The organism is Aureispira sp. CCB-E (assembly GCF_031326345.1).
In the GTDB taxonomy this organism is placed as follows: domain Bacteria; phylum Bacteroidota; class Bacteroidia; order Chitinophagales; family Saprospiraceae; genus Aureispira.
The window spans coordinates 5,082,397-5,104,900 of record NZ_CP133671.1; the positions used below are offsets into that span (position 1 = coordinate 5,082,397).

Genomic DNA, 22,504 nt, shown 5'->3' on the forward strand with positions numbered 1-22,504 from the left:
TGCAAGAATTGGGTTTAAAGAATTTTAAGATTTATACCTATACTTCATCATGACTAAAAGCATTTGGCAAGAAAGAATCTGGACATCCAGCAGTGTTATTGGAGATTTAAGTTCAAAAGGTAGTTTCATGATTTAGTTTTATAATAAAAAGCTACTCCCCTCCTCCCATTGGGGTACAAAGTTCAATGATAAAGCCATTCAAGTCTCTAATATAAGCTACATCCTGCCCCCAAGGTTTGGTTTGCAATGCTGAGAGCAATACGGCCCCATGTTCAACAGCTCTATCTACTGCCTTTTGAACATCGGATGTTGTAAACGCTAACTCTATTCCAAATGGTTTCTGTTCTAAACGGCTTGTGACAAAACCATCTTTAAGATTGGAAGTAGCTAGTTCTAAATTCGCAAATGCTATAGTGGTCGCTCCTGAAACTATTTCTCCATAATCTTGCTCAGGGGTTATAAATTTTTGCTCAAACCCTAAGGCATTTTGATAAAAAACCATTGTTTGAGGTACATCTTTTACATAAAGTATGGTGTATGCATATTGAATATCCATAGCGTCTAATATTTTTTATGAGTTTAATTGCATTAATAAAAATTCTTAACCCTACGTTCAATCCTATCCCTAAAACTCAGGGTCTACTTGCATTGTCATCAATTCCTTTGTCACAGGATGAACAAATTCGATAGATTCAGCATGCAACAACAAACGTTCGCCCTTTTTTCCATACAAATCATCTCCAATAATTGGAACATTGAGTCCCAAGGGATGTGCTGCATGGACACGCAATTGATGTGTTCGTCCTGTGATAGGATAAAAATAAACCCTAGTTTGATTATTGGAACGTTCAATAACCTCCCATTTTGTCCTAGCATTTTTTCCATGTTCAAAGCAGACAATCTGCCTTGGGCGATCGTCCAAATCTACCCGATGCGGCAAATCAATAAAACCACCCGCTCCATCTACATAACCATCCAACAAAGCGACATAACGTTTCTTGATTGTTCGTTTAATAAATTGATATTGTAAGCTTTTGTGAATTTCTTTCTTTTTGGCAATGAGCATCAATCCAGACGTTGACATATCTAAACGATGTACCGTCAAAGGTCCTGTAGCTGTTGGATAACGCTGTTTCATTCGAAGCAACACAGAATCCTTAATAGTAATTCCTGGTACAGAGAAAAAATCGGCGGGTTTATTAATGACCAACAAGTCTTCATCCTCGTATAAAATGTCAATGGTTTTTCCTTCCGCAGGATTGGTCAACATAGGGTTTTCATCCATTGGAATACCAGCCAACATATGTCCCAAAATTGGTTCACACTTACCTCTACAAGCAGGATAGAAATAGCCATGTTTTCTAATGGCAGATTTAGGAGACTCCCCCCACCAAAACTCCGCCAAAGCAATGGGTTTCATATCGTGCAAGAAGGCATATTGTAACAATTTTGGAGCCGCACATTCTCCTGCTCCAGCTGGAGGCACGTCATTTATTGTCGGTAGAAAAATATCATACAAACTCTTCTCCTCTTTATCTTTATTCAGAAACACATATTGATTGAACAACTGACGTTGTAAGGCAGCAGATTTTTCTTTTCGAGCCTCTTTCAAAGCCATCAATTCATTCTCATAAATAGCCACCTCTGCTTGAGTCATTGCAATTCGAGCTTTCCAAAACTTTACCAATTGCTTGTAATAATATTGCTGACCAAGGCTTTCATCTTTTAACTCCTGTTCTAGAACTTTAAACGCTTGAGGACTCAACCTATTTCGCCCCGCTTCTCTAGTTGCCTTTCTTCGTTTCTTATCTTCTTTCATTTGCTTTCGTTTGAAAGCAAGACGAGCTTCTGACAGTTCTATTTCTGCTTTTAAATAGCTTTGATAAGCCAAGTATTCCTCTTTTGTTTCGAGGTCTTTGATCGCTTGATTAATTGCATTAATAACCTTTACTCCCGCAACAAAAAAGCCATCTTCTCTTAGCATATCAAACACAGGAGGAACAAACTTTGCGTGGTGGTTTTCGTTCGCCAACTTACCTGAAAAAGCGGCTAAATAGCCCAAGCGATTGTCCTTTGTTTTAACCACTAATACACCAAACATTTTACCAATAGCCATCTCATCGGTTCCCTCCGTAGCATAAAAATTATGCTTCCAGTCCGATTGCGTTTCTAGATAAACTTGCAGTTTTTTTGCTGCAAAAATGCTAATAGGATGTGGTTCGTAATAAAATGGGAATGTAAATTTTTCAGGCAATACAAACTCATCCATTGATTCCTCAAAAGGAATAAAACAATTTGGCAGTTGCCCTAACTCTTCTTTCTGCTTCATAATGTTGATTCTCGATATAGAAATGCAAAAGTACAAAGCTTTCTTTAATATTTAGAATACGAGCTTTTATTCTTATTTCAACCGTTCAAAACTTACTTAGCTAGCATTTCAAAGGCTTTTTCAATGGCTTCATCTCTTTTATTAGTTTGTTGTTTGACATAATGCTTAGGAACAAATTGTTCTCTAGGCGTACCAGCCACATGAAATAGTTTTGCAACAGGTAGGCGGTAGCCATAAGAACGATGCTGAAAAGGAAAGAACTCTATTTCACCAGCCAAACGTTCCATTTCTGTCCCAACAACAGTAGCTCGTTTCATTCCATCAAAACCAATTGCCAACCCTTCTCCCATACTCCCCGTCCATCGTCCAACCAAAACGACTACTTTTCCCTGATACACCTTGCCCCTAGGAACAACCAACTCCATCCAAAGTCTTTTAATCAAAGGGTTCTGAGCAGGATTATCATAAGCTTTTTCAACATAAGCGTGCATTTGATAAGGCGTAGGTTCTTGAATAAAACGCCCCATAATTCCTCTCGCTTCGTAAGTATCTCCACCATCTACTGTGTTTCTCAAGTCTAAAACCAATCCTTGAGTTTCAGACAATACATTCAAAGCACTATCAAAAGCATTGACCAAAGCATCTTGCCCTAAGGAGTTGTTAATTCTAATCCAGCCTATATTTTTCTTTTGACCAAAATCGAGTAAGTGCGCTTCTTTTTTAACAACAATTTCATCCAAATCAAATGGTACAACTTTCTGATTACGCAGCTTTAAAGTCAATACTCTTTTTTCATTATAACGCCCTGCTAATAATTTATTGGCAATCCATTCTCTAACAATAGGATCATTTTTATCTTGACAATGCGTTGGAAAATGCTCTATTGCCTGATCAAAATTAACGCCATTAATTTGTTGAATTTCTGCGCCAATTAGCTCTACTTCTAATGGCTCCATCTGACTCTGCCAAACATTTGAAATGATCGGTTTTCCGTTGATAAGTTGTGCATATATTGGAGCGTACAAACGAAAAGAAGTTGGTGTATTGGTATTTAAAATTAAGTGACTGTCATAAAATTCGTCTAACAAATATTCGAACAACAAGACGGCATCTGCTTCTGTTTTTAGACCAGCCACTTTTTGACTATAGTGCTCTCGAAGGCAATTAATGTCTATCTTTTTCTCTTCCCAATAGGCATAGTTATTAGATAAATCATCCAATAACATATTGAGATCTTCTTCTACTTTAGGTAAGTCTAATGTTCTATTTTGTGACTGAGCAAAAACCGCCTGTATCAACAATAAGTAGATTAGTATGTTAAGCTTCATGTTTTTATACTTCTATACTTATAAAATTTATTCCAAAATCTCTATAACTTTAGCAATGTCTCTTTTTTCTCCCAATCTTATTAAGGCAAAAACCAATCGAGGAATAAAACCTGGCGGATCTACGCAGTTGGCAATTTCCTTAATCGTTTCGTCTCTATCTTTTATCAATTTCCAACGTTCTTCTTCTGCTGCTGCTGCTAATTTCAAGGCAAATCGCCAAGCACCATCTCGGGCTGCTTTCATGCTAAAGTTGACCAGAAAGTCATCTATTTTTTGGGACAAGGTAAGAATATATTTTAAGGTCGGCCATATTTCAGAAAGTTCTTGCTCTACTTCGCCAACTAAACTAGCCAACAATGCATTGATACGATCAAAATCCTTTTTCAAGCTATGAATCGAGTCGCCAGGTGCTACTGCTGCCGCTGCAATACCTAAGTCTAGGTTAATATGGGCGTTCATGCCCCATAGCAAATGTTGCAATACAATAGGCCAATACTGCTTGGTATGATCAAAAGCAACCGTCCAGCTTTTAGTTGTTGTTTGCCCTTCAAAATAGTTATCATAAGCATTCAAATAACGATTGGCAAACAACACGTCCAAACGCTCCATTCGTTCTCCATCTTCAAATTCTCCAGCTGCAATACCTTCTTTTACTCGTTTGGTTACTTTTCGATACAACGCAGCAAAGTACCCCTTAGAGTTATTTGTTTTTTTAGCATCTTCAATAATCAAATCCAATGCTTCAATCACTTCATCAATTGTTTTAGCTTTCATTTTAAGGTAAATTAGAAGATTAATAGTCCCTAGAACTCCTAAGTATTAAAAGTATATAACATCGTATTTTTTCAAATATACATTGAAGTTATCAAAAAATGCCACGTCAAGTCACGCATTTCAAAAAATACTCTTATCGTTGTATAGTAGTTAGCTACGCTGCTAACTATTGGTTGTAAATATTCTTTTCTAGAAATTAGCTCTAATCTCAGCCCTTCCTACATGCACCACGTTATCACTTTCTCCCGTTTTTCGTCCTTCATAACTCACCGTTAATTGAATACTTTTGGAAAGTGCTTGAGCAATCGAGATATTCCACAAATAATTACTACCAGCTTGCAAACCTTGTGTCATAGCATATCCAACAGAAGAAGTAGGGTCGCCATCAAAAGCCATCTGAACAATTGAAAAACTTCCTTTTATATTTGTTTTTGCCGTTTGATTGTAACTAATTTCAGTGGTTACATCATGGCTTTGAACCAATTCTTGATCGTTAATTCGATTCTTTTTGTAATTGTATTTATACTTGAGAATTACCCGAAAAGATTTTTGATATAAAAATGTAAATTGTGGTTCTATGCCATAAAACTCTATGTCATAATCTCGTATTGGAAAAAACTCTGAACGATTGCCTTGTAAACCATAGGTTCCCGTTAGTAAAGCCTGCAATCGAATGTTCCTCAAAGCAGCAGACGGCTTTTTTCCCGCCCTTCTTTTTCCTGGCTTTATGTTCAGACGTTGGTTCAAACTATACTCTGTAAAATTTCTACTTTCAAAACCTGTACTTAGCAACGTTTTTCCTCTACTGTCCCGCTGTCCAAACTCAATACTATACACTCCTGTTCGATTAAAATAAATGTTATTATTAATACTAGAACTAACCGACACCAACGCTGTATCAACAACATTGAGTTGAAAGGGATTAAACGCCACAACACCCTTTGCTCCATCGTATGTTTTTCGATCAATTTTAAAAATACTTCTTGTCGAGAAACGCTGCAAAACATCTAGTCCTATTGGCAGTTTATAATCCTTGCCTTTTTTCTTTCGAGCGGCTTGAATCAGTCGTTTTGGGCGAATCGTTAGGCTTTGACTAAAGAGTACATTATTCGTGCGAATAAACGAGCCAGTTAGTAAGGTTACTCGAATGTAATCTGCCTGATCTTGAAACTGAGCTTGTTCAAATTCATTCACTTGCTGCGCCTCATCTCCATTTCGATCCACCCAAATATAAGTCCCTTGTCCTTGATCTACTTTGACATAATTGTATTCTACTTTTTGTTGCTGCCCAGACCCTAATTGATAAATTGTATTAGAGCGAATAAATCCTTTTTTGATGTTTAGAATATATTCTAAACGCCCCAAATACGTCTCTTTAGGTTCTTGGGTTGTCAATGTACTGTCTTGAATTCTCAAATTCCGATACGTCAAATTCCACTTTAATTGAGAAGCCGCTGTCTGTGTCCATTCTCCCGCTAGATTGACATCATCGGCTATCGCATTGGTCAAAAAACCATCTCGCCGAGGTGTATAATCGTAGCGGCGAATATAGTGTGTTTTCAAGGTAAGGTTTTCGCTGGCAGGTAGTTCTGAATAGACTTTAAACAAATGATAAAAAAAGCTACCTTGATTTAAGGTATCTGTATAAGCATCTATTCGGCTATTTTGTTCTAGTTCTCCATAGACGCCTATTTTCCAATTAAATAGCTTTTTAAAACGTTGTGACACATCCAGTCTTGGGCGTATAAAAACACTGCGTTCGAGAGGCGTTTCACTTTGTACCAAACTACTATTACTAACGACTTGAAAGCCATTATATCGAGTATTAACACTCAAATTATGTTGATAGCCATTGTACAAAGTATCTTTATTCAAACCACTAAATTGGTAGGCGACACTTCCCCACTTTTGACCTTCTAAACTCAATTTAGCTTTATACAAATGTTCTTGTGTTGGTTCAGTCAAATTAATATTCCAATCCCTAGAAAATTCTCGTGGACGATACGGTTCTATAAATTCAAATTCTTTTGTTAAAAACTCGTAATGTGCATTAAGTTTCAAAAAAGTATTCGGTTTGGAGGTAGTGCTGTCGCTGGTTAAGCTATCCAAAACACTTTTTTTATTCCCAAAAATCGGAACTTTGTGTTGGTAGGTCAAACGCGCTGCAATTCCTTGGTTGTCTTCGTTTCCAATTTCCGAAAAAGTATTCTCGTCCACATTGCTCAATGCAACATCCGCAGAAATTGCTCCATTATTTCCAAGTTTGTAATCCATCCCAAGATTGTACAATTGCCGTTGTTTGGGTGTTGTTAACAATTGGACGGGTTCGTGTGTTCCTCTAGGACGATTGGTAATAGGATCAGGAGCAACCCACTGATAAACAACACCGTTCGCAGCTCCTTGCGTACGGATATAATTTCCCCCTCCTTGTATAATAGCAAAACGAGCGGTATAAATAGCAGAATCTGGATCATTGGAAAATACAAGTACATCCTCATAACGAAATCCGTTGACAATGGTATCTACCAATTTATAAAATATAGTACCAGTGTTTTCTCCCGTTCGATCAGGTATACTAATGCCCGAAACATAGGCTTGATCTATATTGTCTCCAATACGCTGCAACACCGCTTTGGCAGAGTCGGACAAAGATTCTGCAATGGTCTGACCTTTGGCATCTTGTTCAGAGTAAAAATTAAATCGAACGGTGCTTTTTTTAGTTTCGTAACTAACATTTGCAGTACCTAAGGTTCTCAAAAAGGTCAAATCTGTGTAACTAAACTCTACTTGGATTCGCTTATCTTTGGTAATTAATTGTTGAGGAGTGAATGTTAGTTCACCTAGGTTATAATCAATCACATAATCGTTGTCTGCCCCTCGTTGCAATAATTTACCATCAATATATACGCGCTCGGTTCCTGCAACAATAATAATAAACTGCTCTCCATTAGCCCCCTTCAAACGATAAGGTCCCTGATTGCCTTCTTCCCCATTAAACACATCTCTAGAAAACTTACCTTTGGATACGGCAAAACTTCCATCTGTTTTTAAACGACCTTTTCCTACTTTGAGATTTGTAAAAAGTTGTCCTCCTTGCAAACGGCGATAGTAATTCATAAAATAACTGCCCTTGGGTCGTTCTATGTTATAATCTCCTGCAATTAGTCGCTGTCGTTTGTATTTGAATTCTATAAAAATTCGATCAAACTCATCCAATTGTTGTGTATTTCCTTCTGGTTGCAACGGCACATTATTATCTGTAATTGCGCCTAAGATTTCTATGTCTCCTAGCTTGCCCGCTACTTGCAAATTAAACGTAGAATTCAAAATCAAATCTTGACTATTTCCCAAAGAAATTCCTCTAGCAAATACACCACTGTAATCTAAGTCGCTAAAATTAAATGCATCCCCTCCCGTTTCAAAAGGATTATAAGTATAACCATTTCCAATCAAACCATCATGCTGAATATTTTTCCCAATCAACGCAACATCTTTGTGTTGTTTTTTTGCTGTAATAGGATAAGGAAAGACACGAAAGCGAGCTTGAAAGAGGCTATCTTCTGGTCGATTAAAAAAAATCAATTGATTGCCCTCTATTTGATAACTGGTATCGGAAACAATCTGATTTTGAGTATTTCTTAACAAAAGCGAATTGGGAAATACAACTTGACTATCTAAAACAATGGTATCTTTAGCAACAATAGTTATATTCCTCCAATTAGAAATAGGAGGCGTTTTTTGAGTGCTATCTTGCTGCGCCCAAAGTGAACAGGTTTGTAAACATAAAAAAATACCTGTCCAATAAATAACGGTTCTTTGCTTTTTTGTCTTAATACGCTTTTGTTTAGTTAGTACTAATGTTTAGCTCTATCTTTTCGATAGATTTCTTGCCATCAACTTTCAATCTTCAACTGTCCATCTACTAAGTCTAAACGTAAGGCACACCCTTTTATGTTGGGGTGTTCTAGCAACCATTTTGCCAAAGGAGCTATAATTTCATTCTCCAAAGCACGTTGCAACGGTCTTGCTCCATAGCGTTTGTCAAACCCCACTTCTGCCAGATGCGACTCCAACTGTTCTGTAAAAGACAAAGTAACTTGACGTTTATCAACTCCTTCTCGTTTGTTTAAGGCTTCTAATTCTAAACGTGTAATCGCTCGAATATGCTCCTGTTCTAAAGCGTTAAAAGTAACAATATGGTCAATTCTATTCACAAATTCAGGTCTAAAAAACTTGCCAATAGCCGATTCATAATTGGTGGTATCTTCTCGACCAAAACCTACAGAAGCTCGGTTGGATGCCCCTAAATTAGAGGTCATAATAATAATCGTATTTCTAAAATTGGTTACACGACCATAGGCATCCACCAACAAACCTTCATCCAAAACAGTTAATAGCGCATCAAACACCGAAGGATCTGCTTTCTCTACCTCGTCCAATAAAAGTACCGAAAATGGGCGTTCTCGAATCTCTTGAACCAGCTTACCAATTTCTCCACCACCTCCAATAAATCGAGCCAATTGCGCAGGGTGCTGAAACTCACTCATGTCAATGCGTACCAAGGGCGATTTTTTCTGTCCTTTTCCAAAGAAATATTCTGCCAAGGCTTTTGTCGATGCTGTTTTTCCAACTCCTGTTGGGCCTGCAAAGATCATCGTAGCAATAGGTTTCGCAGGGCTGTTCAATCCTGCTTTAAAAATCTTTACAACATTTGCCAACGACTCAATCGCTGTATCTTGTCCAATGATTCGATTTTTGAAATAGGCTGTCAATTCTTTGTCATCCAACAACAAATCATCTCTCAAAAAAAGTTCTGGCATTCCTGTTTGCTTGATAAAATTATCAATCACTTCTTTTTTAGTAATCTGAGTTCTATTCTCTTGCAAGGCTTGATTGATGCATTGACTCAAAAACTTCACTCCTTTGCCAGGAAAACTTTCATAAGGGTAATAACGCAACAGCAATCGATAACTAACCGATAAGGCTTTTTTGTCAATTTCTACCTTCATATTCTGTCGGCAGTAATCGGCAAATTTATCCAAGATAGATTGAATCTTGTGTTCTGGCAATTCTTCTAATTCAATAAGTTGAAAGTTTTCTACAAACCCAGGCAGCATTCGGCGCATGCTTTCTAATTGAGCGGGAGTTACTTCTCCTACCATTTGCAATTTGCCGTTTTGTAAGAATGAGGTCAAAAATGCAGCGACACTATCTTCTGGTCCTTCTCCTCCTGTTTGCAATAGCTGCACCATATCCACCACCCACAAAATACCATTGGCACACTCTAACTCGTACAATAATTCTTCTACATTTTGTTGCCACTCTCCCAAATATTTTGCTCGTGCGGTAATTCGTTGCGCCATCAATTGCCAAAAAGTCAAATCTAACTTAGAAGATTTGGCAGTAATCTTTCGCATTGCTTGTCTCAAAACAGAACTTTTGCCCGTTCCGTGTTTTCCAACCAATAAAATATTGGAGCGAGTACTAACTATTTTGTCTACCGCTTCCCCTACTTCTCTTTCTAGTTCCCAGGCTACTTCAGGAAATGACGCCATGTTTTTTCGCAATGATTTAGACTGCGGATAGCGTTCTGCCATAGCTTCTAACTCCTTAAATTTATCCGTAAAACTCCAACCATTGCTAAAATTATATTCTCTATATAGATTAATACGCAGTGAAATTTCATCCAAATTTGGGCGCAAGCCTGTAATCATACGGTATATCTCGTCAGGTGTTTTTTTATTGAGAATGTTCATCGCAAAATTCTGTACCAACGATACTAATAATTTGCTATCATAATAATAAAAACTCTCTCCGAGCAATGGTAAAAAGCAGCAAAAATGGCCTTGATCAGTCGGTCCAAAAACAGCGTCTACAGGCACTTTAAGTACTTTGCTAGAAGGATAAGAACGATTGTTATCTCGATATACAGGACGCACCTTTACCTCAAAAGTCTTTAGACGAAAAGATTCAAAAGGTGTATAAGGATAGTCGTCGTATTTTTTATACAACCGTTTTAAGTGGGTTGTCAAACTTGATTTGACATGTTTAATGTCTTTATCTATAATCTGGTGGTGTGTTCCAACTAACAGTCCTAGTACTCTATTTTCTGATAGTTGATAATATAATAAAGGATAAACAAATTTTTCCATGATATTTTCTTCGTGAATTTAAGTCCACTAAAGTAGGCAAGTAATTATTAAAAAGCAAATTGAAGATTGATTAAGAATCGGAAAAATCAGGAAGTTTTATTCTAACAATAATAATCTTAACTGCTTGGTTAAAATCTTTTTTTTGACTACTTTAAAGAGATTTTTGTCTTACTCAATTAACCATCTAATTACTAAAATTTACACCTTATCAATGAACAAAACAACCATTGCACTTCTACTCTCTATCTGCCTATCAAGCCTTCAGGCTCAGTTAAACAACACCATTCGCCCCCAAGATGTTACCATTGCTAGAGATGTGTGGGGTGTGCCTCATATTTTTGCCCAAACGGACGCTGAAGTTATTTATGGTTTGGCTTGGGCACACTGCGAAGACAACTTTGAATTGATTCAACATGCTTATGCAGCCACTCGTAGGCGTGCAGGTGAAATTCTAGGCAAGGACGGGGCAATTTTTGATGTCATGCAGTTTATGTGCGAAGCAGAAACTATTATCCAAGAACAATATGAAACTGCTTTTTCGGACGATTTCAAAAAGATTATTCGTGCCTACACACAAGGCATGAACGACTACGCCAAGGCTCATCCCAAAGAATTGTTATTAAAAAAACTATTCCCTATCAACGAACAGGATGTGGTTACGGGCTACTTACTGGGCAATATTATTATGACAGGTGCTGCTTTTGATATTGGGAAAATCTTTGAAAACAAAATTCACAATTATGAAAAACACGCTACACAACCGACTGGCTCCAATGGTTTTTCTATCAGTCGCAAACGAATGCAAGAAAATAAAACGGTGTTTGTTAGCAATTCTCATCAACCCTTAGAAGGCGTTTTGGCATGGTATGAAGTGCATGTTAACAGCGAGGAAGGATACAACATGCTAGGAGGAACATTTACCTTGGGTATGACTCCTTTTGTTGGAACCAATAAAAATCTTGGTTGGACACATACGGTTAATCATCCAGACATGACAGATGTTTACAAATTAAAAATGCATCCCAAAAAGAAACTGACCTATTGGTACGATGGGAAATGGGAAAAATTAGAGGTCAAGAAAATGAAAATAAAAGTCAATGTTATTGGCATTAAGTTTCCTGTCACCTTAACTTTTTATAAGTCCAAACATGGTATGGCGATGAAAAACAAGCATGGTTATTATGCCTTGCGCTTTTCTGCAAACAAACATATTGCAGCTGCCGAACAATGGTATAAAATGGGTAAAGCTAACAATTTTGAAGAGTTCAAAACAGCGCTACAAATGCAACAAATACCTTGCTTTAATGTGGTCTATGCCGATAAAGAGGATAATATTTATAATTTCTGCAATGGACTGATTCCCAACAATAGAGCAATAGGTTACAATTGGCATGGTGTTATGCGTGGAGATACGTCTGAAAATGTTTGGCAACCGACATTTTATAAAATGGAAGAGCTGCCTCAGCTGCTTAATCCTGCCTCTGGGTATATTTTCAACTCTAATAATACGCCCTTTACGGCTACGAAAGCAGGAGAGAATATCAACGCTAGTGATTATCCCAATGAGTTAATGGGATACTTAGAAAAAGAAACCAATCGCTCTATCCGTTTTATGGAAATCATGGACTCTATTGGAGATCGAAAAATGACCTATGAAGAGTTTAAAAAAATAAAGTTTGATATTCAGTATGCTCAAAATACGTTTTATACTTACAATATTGAGAATATAGATATTCTACCTAATTTAGATCCTAATAAATACCCTGATTTGGCGGATGTCTTAGATTTGGTAAAGAATTGGGACCGCTCTACCGACAAAGAAGACGAAAACGCCGCTGTATTTTCTGTTGCTTTTACTTATATTATTGATGAATTAGCCGATCGTTCTGCATTATTAGACACCAATACACTTCCTGAAGAAGTATTTGTTAATGCCCTACGAAAAGCTAAAAAATATGTTCTCAAACATTATGGAACAATCAAAGTTCCTTTTGGCAAAATGCATATTCATAGACGCGAAAAAGGTAGTGATCTTTCTTTTCCTAGTTCTGGAATGCCTGAGAATATCGCTGCCATGGCATATACTCGTGATAAAAAAGAAAAGGGGAAATTGCGCACTTATTCTGGTGAATCGTACATTCTCATCGCTCAATACGATGACAATGGTGTTGCTGCGCTAGAAACCATTAATTGTTTTGGTAGCTCTAATCGTCCAGAAAGCCCACATTATACAGATCAAATGGAAATGTATGTCAATCGACAATTAAAAAAAATGACCTTAAATAAGGAAGAAATTCTAAAAACTGCCAAAGAAATTTATCATCCTGGCGAACGGGTTCAAAAATAGCCTGTGTTTTATTATTGGCTAGTACTTTCAAATAAAAAAACTTAGGTCTACAGACCTAAGTTTTCCTTATTTATTTTTTAGCAATTTGTCAATCGCTTCTTCCATATCTTCTAGCATTAAAGGATGCCAGTTCACATCTTGATAAGTTACTTTCCCATCGGTGTCAACTAAGTACATTCTAGGAACGTGTAAATCTGCAAACTTATTAAACAACTCTCTTGTCGGATCCTCAACCAAATCATAGCTCAAACCTTCTTTGTTTGACCATTCTTCTAATTCTTCAGCATGATGCTCTCTACCAATACCGACTATATTAATTTTATCCTTTAGGTGTTTGAACTTGTTGCTTATAGCTGGTGTTGCTTCCAAACAAGAGGAACACCATGTTGTAAATAAAACTAGTAGCGTAGGTTTCTCACTACCTTCCCCAAATTTAATATTGGTTCCTTTAGTTGTTTTTACATCAAAACCTTCAATATGATGTATTTTTTTAATGTTTTCCATGTTTGTATTCGCATTGTTAAAAAGTGGGGACAATCAATTCTTATAAAAATAAGATATTATTTAACGAATTCAAATTAAGCTACTGTTAAACTTTGTTATTATAGAATGATTCTATGAAATAGTGCATAAAATTCCTTTTTTATTTGGCTGAGCCAAAAGTTTAAGAACTTTCATACTCTTGCCCATCAATTACCATTTTGGAAATAATTTCGCGCATTACTTCAGAGGTGCCTGCGCCAATCGTTCCAATTCGGGCATCTCGAAATACTCGGGCGATTTTGTAATCTTCCATATAGCCATAACCACCAAAAAACTGCAAACACTCTGTGGCTACTTTATTGCACAATTCTGTTCCTAATAGTTTTGCCATAGAGCATTCTTTCACGGCATATTCCCCATCGTCGTGCAAGCGGCAACAATGATAAGTAAAGTAACGGTTCGCTTCCATCTCCGAAGCCATTTGGGCTATTCTATGGCGCAATACTTGAAATTTATTAATCGATCGCCCAAATGCTTTGCGTTCTGACATATATTGCAACGCATAATTTAAGGCGGCATCACAACTTCCTATCGTGCTAATTGCCCCAACCAAGCGCTCCAACTGTAATCCGCCCATCAAATAATAAAACCCCATTCCAGCATCTCCAATCAGGTTTTTGGCAGGTACCTTTACATCATCAAAACTTAATTCTGCGGTATCCGAAGCATGCCAGCCCAATTTTTTAAGCTTTCGAGCAGAGACACCTTCAGCCTGTCGGTCTATAACCAACAAACTAATCCCGCCTACGCCTGCGTCAGGATCTGTCTTAACTACCGCTACCATAAAATCACCATATACACCATTCGTAATAAATGTTTTACTACCATTAACAATATAATGGTCTCCATCTCGAATGGCTTTTGTTTGGATATTCATAACATCAGACCCCGCACTAGGTTCAGAAATAGCAATGGAACAAATCCACTCTCCCGAAATTGCTTTAGGAAGGTATTTTTCTTTTAAATAATCCGATCCATGTGCCAAAATGTAAGGCGTAGACATATAAGATTGTACCATAGGTAGGATGGCAAATCCCCCTGAAAAGCATTTGGAAATTTCTTCTACTAAAATTACAGAATAGAAAAAATCTAAATCTGACCCTCCATATTTTTCTGGAAAATTGAGTCCAAAGTAGCCCATCTCTCCAAATTTTTTCCAAAAATCTTTTGGAATACGGCGATCCTCTTCCCATTGATCTATGTTAGGGACAACTTCTTTGTTCAAAAAATCACGCAAAGATTGTCTAAATAGATGGTGTTCTTCAGTAAAATAGTATGATTTCATAATTGATTATTGGTTGTTTAAGTTTCTTACAATTGTTCTTTATCATTACTCCGTTGAAACCACGCAGTAGCAGCGCAGCTAAATCGTATTAGTTTAATTATCAGCAAGATGTATTTTTTGTCAACCTTTACACTAAAAGACTGGTAATCAAACTAAAAAAGCAACGGAGTACTACTTTATTATAGCTACTCCTAATGATTAGGAAAAAGCCCATCCATTACAATAGTAGCACAATCTTTATTTGCGCAATCAAATGTTACATTCATTTGATTGTGCAACTGAGTTTTCAGCTCTTCGAAACCTTTCATAAAATTACGGGGCAACGAAAGTCGTTTTAAAACAACTTCTATTGCTTCTAATTCTTTTAATACTTTCACTTGAGAATGGATGTAAGTGGTAGAGTTCATTTCTAAAAAGAGATATTGCTCCAATTCATTCATTAAGTTGTCAAGTTTTAAATCCGATGCTGGCATTGATCGTATTTTTTCTACCCGCTTCCAAAATGCCAAAAGTTGCCCATCTCCTAGAATGCTATGCCAACAAAAATCACAATCGTGCTCAGACAATGCCCCCACATCAAAGGAATTATACTCACCTACAGCATCGTATAACAACTGAAAGATTTCGTCATCGACTTTTGCTGGAGTTGTCTTTGCTTTTTCTAAAAAAGCAAGCACATCAATGTATAATTCTACAGAGCATTCACTACACAACTGCGTATAAGTAAATATTTTAAGCAAACACTTTAACATTACTTCATCGTATACACCTTCATACAAACGTTCTGCTATCGAAGGCAACAGTTCTGCGACTGCTTTTGGTTTCGTGTTGTAATAATCCAGTAACGCCTCTGCGGTCGAAATTGCATCAAAATCATGAATTACTTGCTGAATGGTTTCGTGCTTTTCCTTTCCTATATCTTTGATCAATTCTTCCGAAAATGGAATGGTAGCTGCTATATTAGGTGTGCCATCCTTAGGTCTTTCTATAAACTCTATTGCCCCTCCATAGACCCAACCAGACACACAGTTATCTATATCAATCTTATACCAATGAGCATTGAACTCCTGATTTCTAAGTGTAATTTTTTCTTTCTGATCCGACTGCTTCCCTTGATAAGCCCAATAAGAATTTTCTCGGAGCGATGCCACCACTTTTGAATGATTCGTACTAGGACGATCTCTTACTCTTAGGTGATCAACCTTAACTAAGATATATTCTTTTTTTTTTCGAAATAGTATCCTTGATAGTTGAAATAGTTGTTGAATCAGATAAAGTTTCTGCTGGTGTTTGATTGGAGTTTTTTTCAGACGTGCAACTAATTAGAAAAATAAAAAGAAGTAAGCCTGCAATAATGTATAAAAAAGATGCTTCAGATAATAACTGGTGATCTCTACCTGCATTAGAGTTTCTCATAATCGGGCGGTTTGTGTGGTTCTGTGATTTGATTGCTAAGTTCTCTGGGTCACCTTTAGATAGATAGTTGAAAAGTAGTTCAGTTGTCCTCTAAAATAAAAATAGTTCTGTAGTCTTTGGTACTAATCTCCCAATAATTTTTGTTAAAACTCAAAAACATCTCCCCATAGTCGTTGCCCTCCGTCAATATAAATTGTTTCTCCTGTAATAAAAGCAGCCATAGGACTCATTAAAAAAACCGTCAAATCTGCAACTTCTTGAGTAGTTCCAAGTCTCTTAAGAGGAATTCGATTACTGACATCTTTTAGTAATTCTGGTGGGTATTGCTCTAATCCTGTTGACTTAATAATTCCTGGTGCAATTGCATTAATATTGATTTGATAGCGACTCCACTCTACGGCTAGAGTTTTTGTCATATTGTCTACCCCTGCCCTTGCTGCACCAGTATGTACCATTCCAGGAAAACCTCGATACACATTAGCTATAATGTTAACAATATTCCCTTTGTTTTGAGGAATAAAAAATGTATTTGCCATTGTTTGTGTCATATACCAAGTACCATTTAGATTATTATTGATCACGGCATTCCAACCATTTGGGCTGATATCCTGTGCTCGAGAAGGGAATTGCCCTCCTGCATTATTGATCAAAATATCTAAGCGACCAGATTTTTGTTGTATCTGCGCTGCTATTTCTTTTACACGATCTATGTTCCGAATATCTCCTGCTATAGCGTAGCAGGAACCACTTTTACCAAGTTCTTTAGCTGCTACTTCTAATTTTTCCTGATTTCTAGAAGTAATATAAACAGTAGCACCATACGATAAACAAGACGCCGCTATCTTATAACCAATGCCACTTCTTCCTCCTGTGACTAAAATGACTTTATCTTTTAATAAATTCTGAGCAAACATGAATTTCTTTTTTTAGGAATGTGCAATAGACCTTAACAGTCCGCTAATTTTTAATTATTTTTGTTTAAAATTAAGATACTAAAAGTATCAATAGCTTTATCCAAAAGCGCTTCTATTTTCTCCATATTTTTTATTCTTGTCGTCTAAAAAATAGGGCAATACTTCTTTCAAAACAATGTTATTTTCTGGATACTTTTTCAGCTTACTTAACTATGAAACCAATTAGAAAATTATACGAACAATTGGGAGTTGACAAATACTACAAAGATTATGGTCATCAATACCAAAACCCTCATAATCAACAAATCGAAACACTCATTATTAATAATGAAGATAAGTTGGACTATAGTACCGTATTAGACTTTTGTGCAGGAGGTGGAGAAGTAAGTTGGATTTTAAAAGAAATGGGATATTCTAATATGACAGGAAGTGACCCTTATACACATCAATTGTATGAAAAAAATTTAAAACAAAAATGCTATCGTTGGTCTTTTGATGATGTTATTAAAGGGAAACTAGAAGGTAATTACAGTTCTATCATCTGTAGTTTTGCTATGCATCTCTGTGAAGAACAAAAACTGTATCCTTTGACCATCCAGTTATTTCAACACAGCAAAAGTCTCATTATTTTAAGCCCACACAAACGCCCTGTTTTAGAAGTACTTAGTGGTGTCGAACTAGATTTTACAGATCATGCCTTAACTCCAAAAGGAAAAAAGGTATTTTTAAAGCATTATATTTATAAATTTTAACAATATGGGGGTAGAAATAGAACGTAAATATTTGGTACAACTAGAAGCTTGGGAAAAAGCCAAATCCCAAGCTACCTGCATGGAGCTTTCTCAAGGGTATTTATCTTTAGATCCAGCACGTACCGTTCGTATTCGCATCCAAAAAGAGCAAGCTTTATTAACCATTAAAGGCAAAAGTCAAGGAATCTCTAGAGTAGAATTTGAATATACCATTCCATTGGCTGAAGGAATGGAATTGCTGAAAATATGCCAAGGTTCTATTATTAGAAAAAAACGGTATGTCTTAACAGTAAATGATCTCACTTGGGAAGTTGATGAGTTTGAAGGAGACAATGTAGGCTTGATTTTAGCAGAAGTAGAACTCGATACAGAAAACCAATCTATCGAACTTCCTCTATGGATACAAGAAGAAGTTTCCCATGACCAGCGTTATTTTAACTCTAATTTAGTCCTACATCCTTTCAAAAACTGGTCATAAACTAGCTTCGACGATTTATTACTTCCTCTACTTTATCCTCTGTAACACCCATTTTTTTTAGCTATTTGTGAAACAGGCATTCCTAAATCCCCCAATAGCTATTGCTTAGTCAAATCTTATTAATGGTATTTTTCTCATAGTATAAATATACTGTTGATGGATAAAATATGTTCCCCCTAATTTATCCTTAACTATTCATTTTGCTCTAAAAAGGTTCTTGCTCTAAGAATAGCATTTCTTCGAACATTTAGGTAAAATAAATTAAAATCTCCTACATGATAATTATCTCGTTGAAAGAGTCCTCCTAAAAACATTTTAGGCTTTCCGACCCACAACACAGGACCATGTACTTGTGCATCAAACAATTTTTTTCTCAGTATATTAAAACCTAACAATATTGCTCCCTCATTAGCACTGTAAGGAGCATAAGTAGTATCTGCTTTCCAAGTCAAAGGATTTACACAAACATCTTCATCTTGAATCCAATCTGGCATATAACCACGATTATAAGTTCTCCAAGTTACAAAACATCCCGTCTGTTCTGGTTCTGTTCCTAAAGGAATGGACTCATAGGTTCCTTCTTCTACCCCCCATCCTACAATATAAGCTGCAATTAGCTGCTTGTACAAATCCGTTCCATCAAACCATTCTTTAAGCAATAGTTTTAGGTGTCTTGCTCCTTGGCTATGCCCCGCCAAAATAAACGGTCGCCCTTTGTTTTCGTTTTTTAAATAATACTCAAACGCATTTTTTACATCTTCGTAAGCCAAATCCAAGGCCTTATTTCCTTCTTGAGTGTATGGTTCAAAAAAACTACGAATGTGCGCTTGACGATACCTTGGAGCATATACTTTTCCTGCTTGATTAAAAATACTTGCTTGTAATTTGATTGTTGTTTTGTCTACCTGTTTGTTCATTTTATCGTCCTCTACAGCAGCATTCCACAAATATTCATTTTGGGGAGTCTCTGTAAAAATGGTTGGATGTACAAAGAAGACGTCTACTTTATCTGGTAAATTGGTTAATTCCGTTTTTAATGGTCTAGGAATTTTATCTGCTTTGTCCTTTTTACTAGGATGTGCTGCCCAATTTTCTAGTTTGGAATAATCGGGTCGAGCGGGCTGAGGAACTTGACCAAAGGCTTCAATTTTAGTTTGTGTGTAAGAAGTCGTTGCAAACAAAAGAAAAAGTATTGTAGTCGTTAAAGTAACAATTTGCATAGTTTTATGAATCGGTAAAATAATTTTGCTGTTATAAAATAGAATACTTCGTATTGGTAATCAGCTGTAGCGTACTCACAAAGCACCTTGTAGTAATAAAAAGAATAAATGTGTAATAAACAATCATAAGATCTATTCTGTTCAAATTCCTCTAATTGAAATGCAAACTAAAGATACTAAAGTTCGTTTGAACATTGCAATAAAAAGCTTTTCTAACTCCATTTGTAATCCGTTCTATGAAGGAACTATATTTTTTAAATTGCTGTTTTAAATTTTGAGCAGACACTTTATACTCCTTATTGCCAAACAACGAATTTAATAAAGGAAACTTTTTAATTTTTCTACCTAAAGCATAAAAATCAATCAAGGACTACTTTTTAGTCTTCCCTTTTTTTAGTATTTTGACTAAACTTTTATATTTATTTAAAATCCATTATTCTAGAAATAATCCTCCATTGATTTTTTAGTTTTTTTTAGAGCAAAATTACATCTTACTAATAATCGCATTCATGCAATACTACTTAGTAGCAGTGCAGCTAACTAAAAGCGTAGCGCTCACGAAGTACCACGTAGTAGCAGCGAAGCTAAACTAATACGATTTTCCAACGGAGTAATGCTAGAAACCAACAAGCTTTTTTTTGAGTATAGTCTATTTATAAATAACACATAGCCCAATGATAGAATATAATTTAAATTTCATGCATCCACAATATGGAACTACATTGAATGTAGACATTGATGGTTCTTTTACCGTTGAAGAAATGATCAACAATCTTCTTTTGAGTGGTTTTATCAACGAGAATAAAAATGGATATGATTTTGAATTAATGGGACAAGCACTAGAACGTCAGATGACTTTTGACGAGATTCAGGAACTCTACGATGGTGCTGTGATAAAAATTATAGCGCACAAAGATGATGCACCAGAAATAATTCCAGCTCAAAAAGAAATTTCTCTTCGAATTAAACACCCTACAGAGCCTTTAATTTTAGATATTCAACTCCCTAAGGATAGCCCTTTAAGTAGCATAATACAACAAGCTTCTGAAAAGAATTTTGTGCAAGGTGTCGATGGTATTTTGCACCTGCAAAAAGGGGATAAATTATTAGACTTAAATGAAAATGCACTTCAAAATGGACTGACAGAGGGAGATTTTTTGCAACTAACACAGGTTGATGCCAAGCAAGAAAATCCTTTAGAAACAGCTGTTGACACTCTAAACCAAAAATTAGAGCAACTAGAAACACAACTTCAAAATCAATTGGTTAGCATCAAAGATGCTTTGCCTGCTGCTAATATGATTCCTATTGATCCAACTCGTGCCGTCAATCCAACAATGGAACATTACGAAAGTATTGACACGATTGTTAATCGTTTGCGAGAAGCGTCCAAAGAACCTCCACTAAAACCAATTCGTCCCATATCGCTACCCATTCTTCTAATGGAAGGGCTCTTATTGGTCATTGCTCTATTGGTTGTATTACTTTTGACTGGCGTGATTCGCTTTTAAACATAAACATGAGTCATCCCGAATTTATGAGATGACAAAAAAATAAAAACTCTTGCGTAAATTTGGGATTAACGACAATTCCAAAACGACAAGAGTTTTTTTATGTATAAAACATACTTACAAGATAAAATAGAAAAAGGAAAAATAAATGGTGCCGACAATTTTCTTTTGAAAAAAAGTTCTAAATACTTAGAAGGATTACTGATAAAACTAGATGAGCAAATAGATAGCCGTTTGGTTAGAACATTTTATAATCTATTCATTTCCATACTGATATTAAGAAATAAGAGTAGCGGTTTACTTTTAAGTGAGTTAGGCGGGTACATTTGTGGATTTCGGAAGGCACCAGCAGGGACAAAGCGAATAAGCAACTTGTTAAGGAGCAAAAAATGGGAACACAAGTTAATAAAAGACTATTTGTTTGAGAAGACAAAAGAGCGTATTGCCAGCTTGCAAAAAGAAGGAAAACGCCCTTTGTTGTTATGGGATGATTCTCGTTTAGAAAAGCCAGAAAGTTGGTGGAGTGAAGGATTGTGTAGTGTCTGGAGTAGTAAAGGCAAGCGATTAACAAAAATTAAACGCGGTTTTTACCGACCACCAAGTAGCAGAATATGTGTCCCTGGCTATAAGTGGACAGCTACGATGTTGTCTTGCCTAGGAGGAGTGCCAAGTGTTTGTCAAATGACTTGGTGGACAACAAGAGGCAAGCATAAAGAACTCGCTACTAATATCATTTTTCGTATGCTAAAACGATTAAAAAAGGAATTAAATACAGGAGTTCTACATGTTTTGGATAGAGGATATGCAAATATCTGGACAGTAGAGCATATGTTACATTTCCAACAAGATTTTCTGATCCGTTGGAAGAAAAATCATCTACTTATCGCTACGAAAAAAGGAAAGAAGAAAACACATTTATTAGCCCGTTCATTTAAAGGAAAAAAACCTAGATTAATTTATGACAAGGAACGAAAAGAGCAACGTTCTGCAACTATAGCATGGGGAGAAGTCTTTCATCCAGAGTTACCCGATATTCCCTTATATTTAGTTATTCTTAGAGACAAAAAAAGACAGACTCCTCCTATTTATTTTCTGACTTCTGTAATCATTACAAATGCCAGAACTGCTTGGGAAATGGCGAATAGCTATATGCATCGCTGGGAAATTGAGCAATCTTTTCGTTTCTGTAAAACAGAGTTAGCAATGGAATCTCCTAGATTGTGGTTTTGGGAAAACAAGCTTAAGTTATTAGCTATCGTTGCTTTGGTTTATGATTTTCTTTTAACTCTACTTCGAAATTGGAGAACTTGGGTCAACCTTTTCCTCCGAAACTGGGGACATCGAACAGGAAATCGGTATAGAAATACTTCCATACCGATTTACCGTCTTAGAGCTGCCATCTCCGTTTGTATTTTTTCTCTCTTTGCTCTATTACAAAATTCGGGATGACTCATG

17 protein-coding genes are annotated in these 22,504 nt (G+C 36.3%); 5 read left to right on the forward strand and 12 right to left on the reverse strand.

Annotated features, from left to right (window positions below):
* Positions 1-151: 151 nt before the first annotated feature.
* The 6 genes from QP953_RS19650 to QP953_RS19675 all read right to left on the reverse strand — a co-directional run bounded on the left by QP953_RS19650 (position 152) and on the right by QP953_RS19675 (position 10,583).
* Positions 152-556, reverse strand: a complete 405-nt coding sequence (locus QP953_RS19650) for a VOC family protein (protein WP_309552518.1) — start codon at positions 554-556, stop codon at positions 152-154.
* Positions 557-625: 69 nt separating this feature from the next.
* A complete protein-coding gene (locus QP953_RS19655; protein ID WP_309552519.1) occupies positions 626-2,329 on the reverse strand; it encodes a pseudouridine synthase in 1,704 nt (567 codons plus the stop codon).
* A gap of 92 nt (positions 2,330-2,421) precedes the next feature.
* Entirely contained in the window at positions 2,422-3,657 is a 1,236-nt protein-coding gene (locus QP953_RS19660) for a S41 family peptidase (RefSeq protein WP_309552521.1), read from the reverse strand.
* Between the two features lie 27 nt (positions 3,658-3,684).
* A complete protein-coding gene (locus QP953_RS19665) occupies positions 3,685-4,431 on the reverse strand; it encodes a DUF5995 family protein (protein WP_309552522.1) in 747 nt (248 codons plus the stop codon).
* A 189-nt stretch (positions 4,432-4,620) separates the two neighbouring features.
* Positions 4,621-8,076: a hypothetical protein gene (locus QP953_RS19670; RefSeq protein ID WP_309552523.1), complete on the reverse strand. Its 3,456-nt coding sequence runs from the start codon at positions 8,074-8,076 to the stop codon at positions 4,621-4,623.
* A gap of 248 nt (positions 8,077-8,324) precedes the next feature.
* Positions 8,325-10,583 carry an AAA family ATPase gene (locus tag QP953_RS19675; protein WP_309552525.1) on the reverse strand — a complete coding sequence of 753 codons (2,259 nt, stop codon included), beginning with the start codon at positions 10,581-10,583 and terminating at the stop codon, positions 8,325-8,327.
* A gap of 211 nt (positions 10,584-10,794) precedes the next feature.
* On the opposite strand from QP953_RS19675, the gene QP953_RS19680 reads away from it, so the two are divergent.
* Complete coding sequence (locus tag QP953_RS19680; protein WP_309552527.1) at positions 10,795-12,930, forward strand: penicillin acylase family protein; 2,136 nt, start codon at positions 10,795-10,797, stop codon at positions 12,928-12,930.
* Between the two features lie 66 nt (positions 12,931-12,996).
* Here QP953_RS19680 and QP953_RS19685 read toward each other — a convergent pair whose 3' ends face one another.
* The 5 genes from QP953_RS19685 to QP953_RS19705 all read right to left on the reverse strand — a co-directional run bounded on the left by QP953_RS19685 (position 12,997) and on the right by QP953_RS19705 (position 17,088).
* Entirely contained in the window at positions 12,997-13,434 is a 438-nt protein-coding gene (locus QP953_RS19685) for a TlpA disulfide reductase family protein (protein WP_052593522.1), read from the reverse strand.
* 160 nt (positions 13,435-13,594) lie between these two features.
* The gene (locus tag QP953_RS19690; protein ID WP_309552529.1) at positions 13,595-14,758 is read right to left on the reverse strand and encodes an acyl-CoA dehydrogenase family protein; all 1,164 of its coding nucleotides are present in this window, start codon (positions 14,756-14,758) and stop codon (positions 13,595-13,597) included.
* A 191-nt stretch (positions 14,759-14,949) separates the two neighbouring features.
* A complete protein-coding gene (locus QP953_RS19695) occupies positions 14,950-15,909 on the reverse strand; it encodes a hypothetical protein (RefSeq protein WP_309552531.1) in 960 nt (319 codons plus the stop codon).
* Between the two features lie 52 nt (positions 15,910-15,961).
* Positions 15,962-16,174, reverse strand: a complete 213-nt coding sequence (locus QP953_RS19700) for a hypothetical protein (protein WP_052593515.1) — start codon at positions 16,172-16,174, stop codon at positions 15,962-15,964.
* A 143-nt stretch (positions 16,175-16,317) separates the two neighbouring features.
* A complete protein-coding gene (locus QP953_RS19705) occupies positions 16,318-17,088 on the reverse strand; it encodes an SDR family oxidoreductase (RefSeq protein ID WP_052593513.1) in 771 nt (256 codons plus the stop codon).
* A 212-nt stretch (positions 17,089-17,300) separates the two neighbouring features.
* On the opposite strand from QP953_RS19705, the gene QP953_RS19710 reads away from it, so the two are divergent.
* Entirely contained in the window at positions 17,301-17,840 is a 540-nt protein-coding gene (locus tag QP953_RS19710) for a hypothetical protein (protein WP_052593510.1), read from the forward strand.
* Between the two features lie 4 nt (positions 17,841-17,844).
* On the forward strand, positions 17,845-18,318 hold the full coding sequence (locus tag QP953_RS19715; RefSeq protein ID WP_309552533.1) for a CYTH domain-containing protein: 474 nt from the start codon (positions 17,845-17,847) through the stop codon (positions 18,316-18,318).
* Between the two features lie 191 nt (positions 18,319-18,509).
* Here the strand turns inward: QP953_RS19715 and QP953_RS19720 are convergent, their stop codons facing one another.
* Entirely contained in the window at positions 18,510-19,538 is a 1,029-nt protein-coding gene (locus QP953_RS19720) for a DUF3089 domain-containing protein (RefSeq protein ID WP_309552534.1), read from the reverse strand.
* 674 nt (positions 19,539-20,212) lie between these two features.
* Between QP953_RS19720 and QP953_RS19725 the strand changes: the two genes are divergently transcribed.
* Both QP953_RS19725 and QP953_RS19730 read left to right on the forward strand, forming a co-directional pair.
* Positions 20,213-21,049, forward strand: coding sequence for a hypothetical protein (locus QP953_RS19725; protein ID WP_052593501.1), 837 nt, complete (start codon positions 20,213-20,215; stop codon positions 21,047-21,049).
* 102 nt (positions 21,050-21,151) lie between these two features.
* Complete coding sequence (locus QP953_RS19730) at positions 21,152-22,498, forward strand: transposase (RefSeq protein WP_052594259.1); 1,347 nt, start codon at positions 21,152-21,154, stop codon at positions 22,496-22,498.
* Positions 22,499-22,504 lie beyond the last annotated feature (6 nt).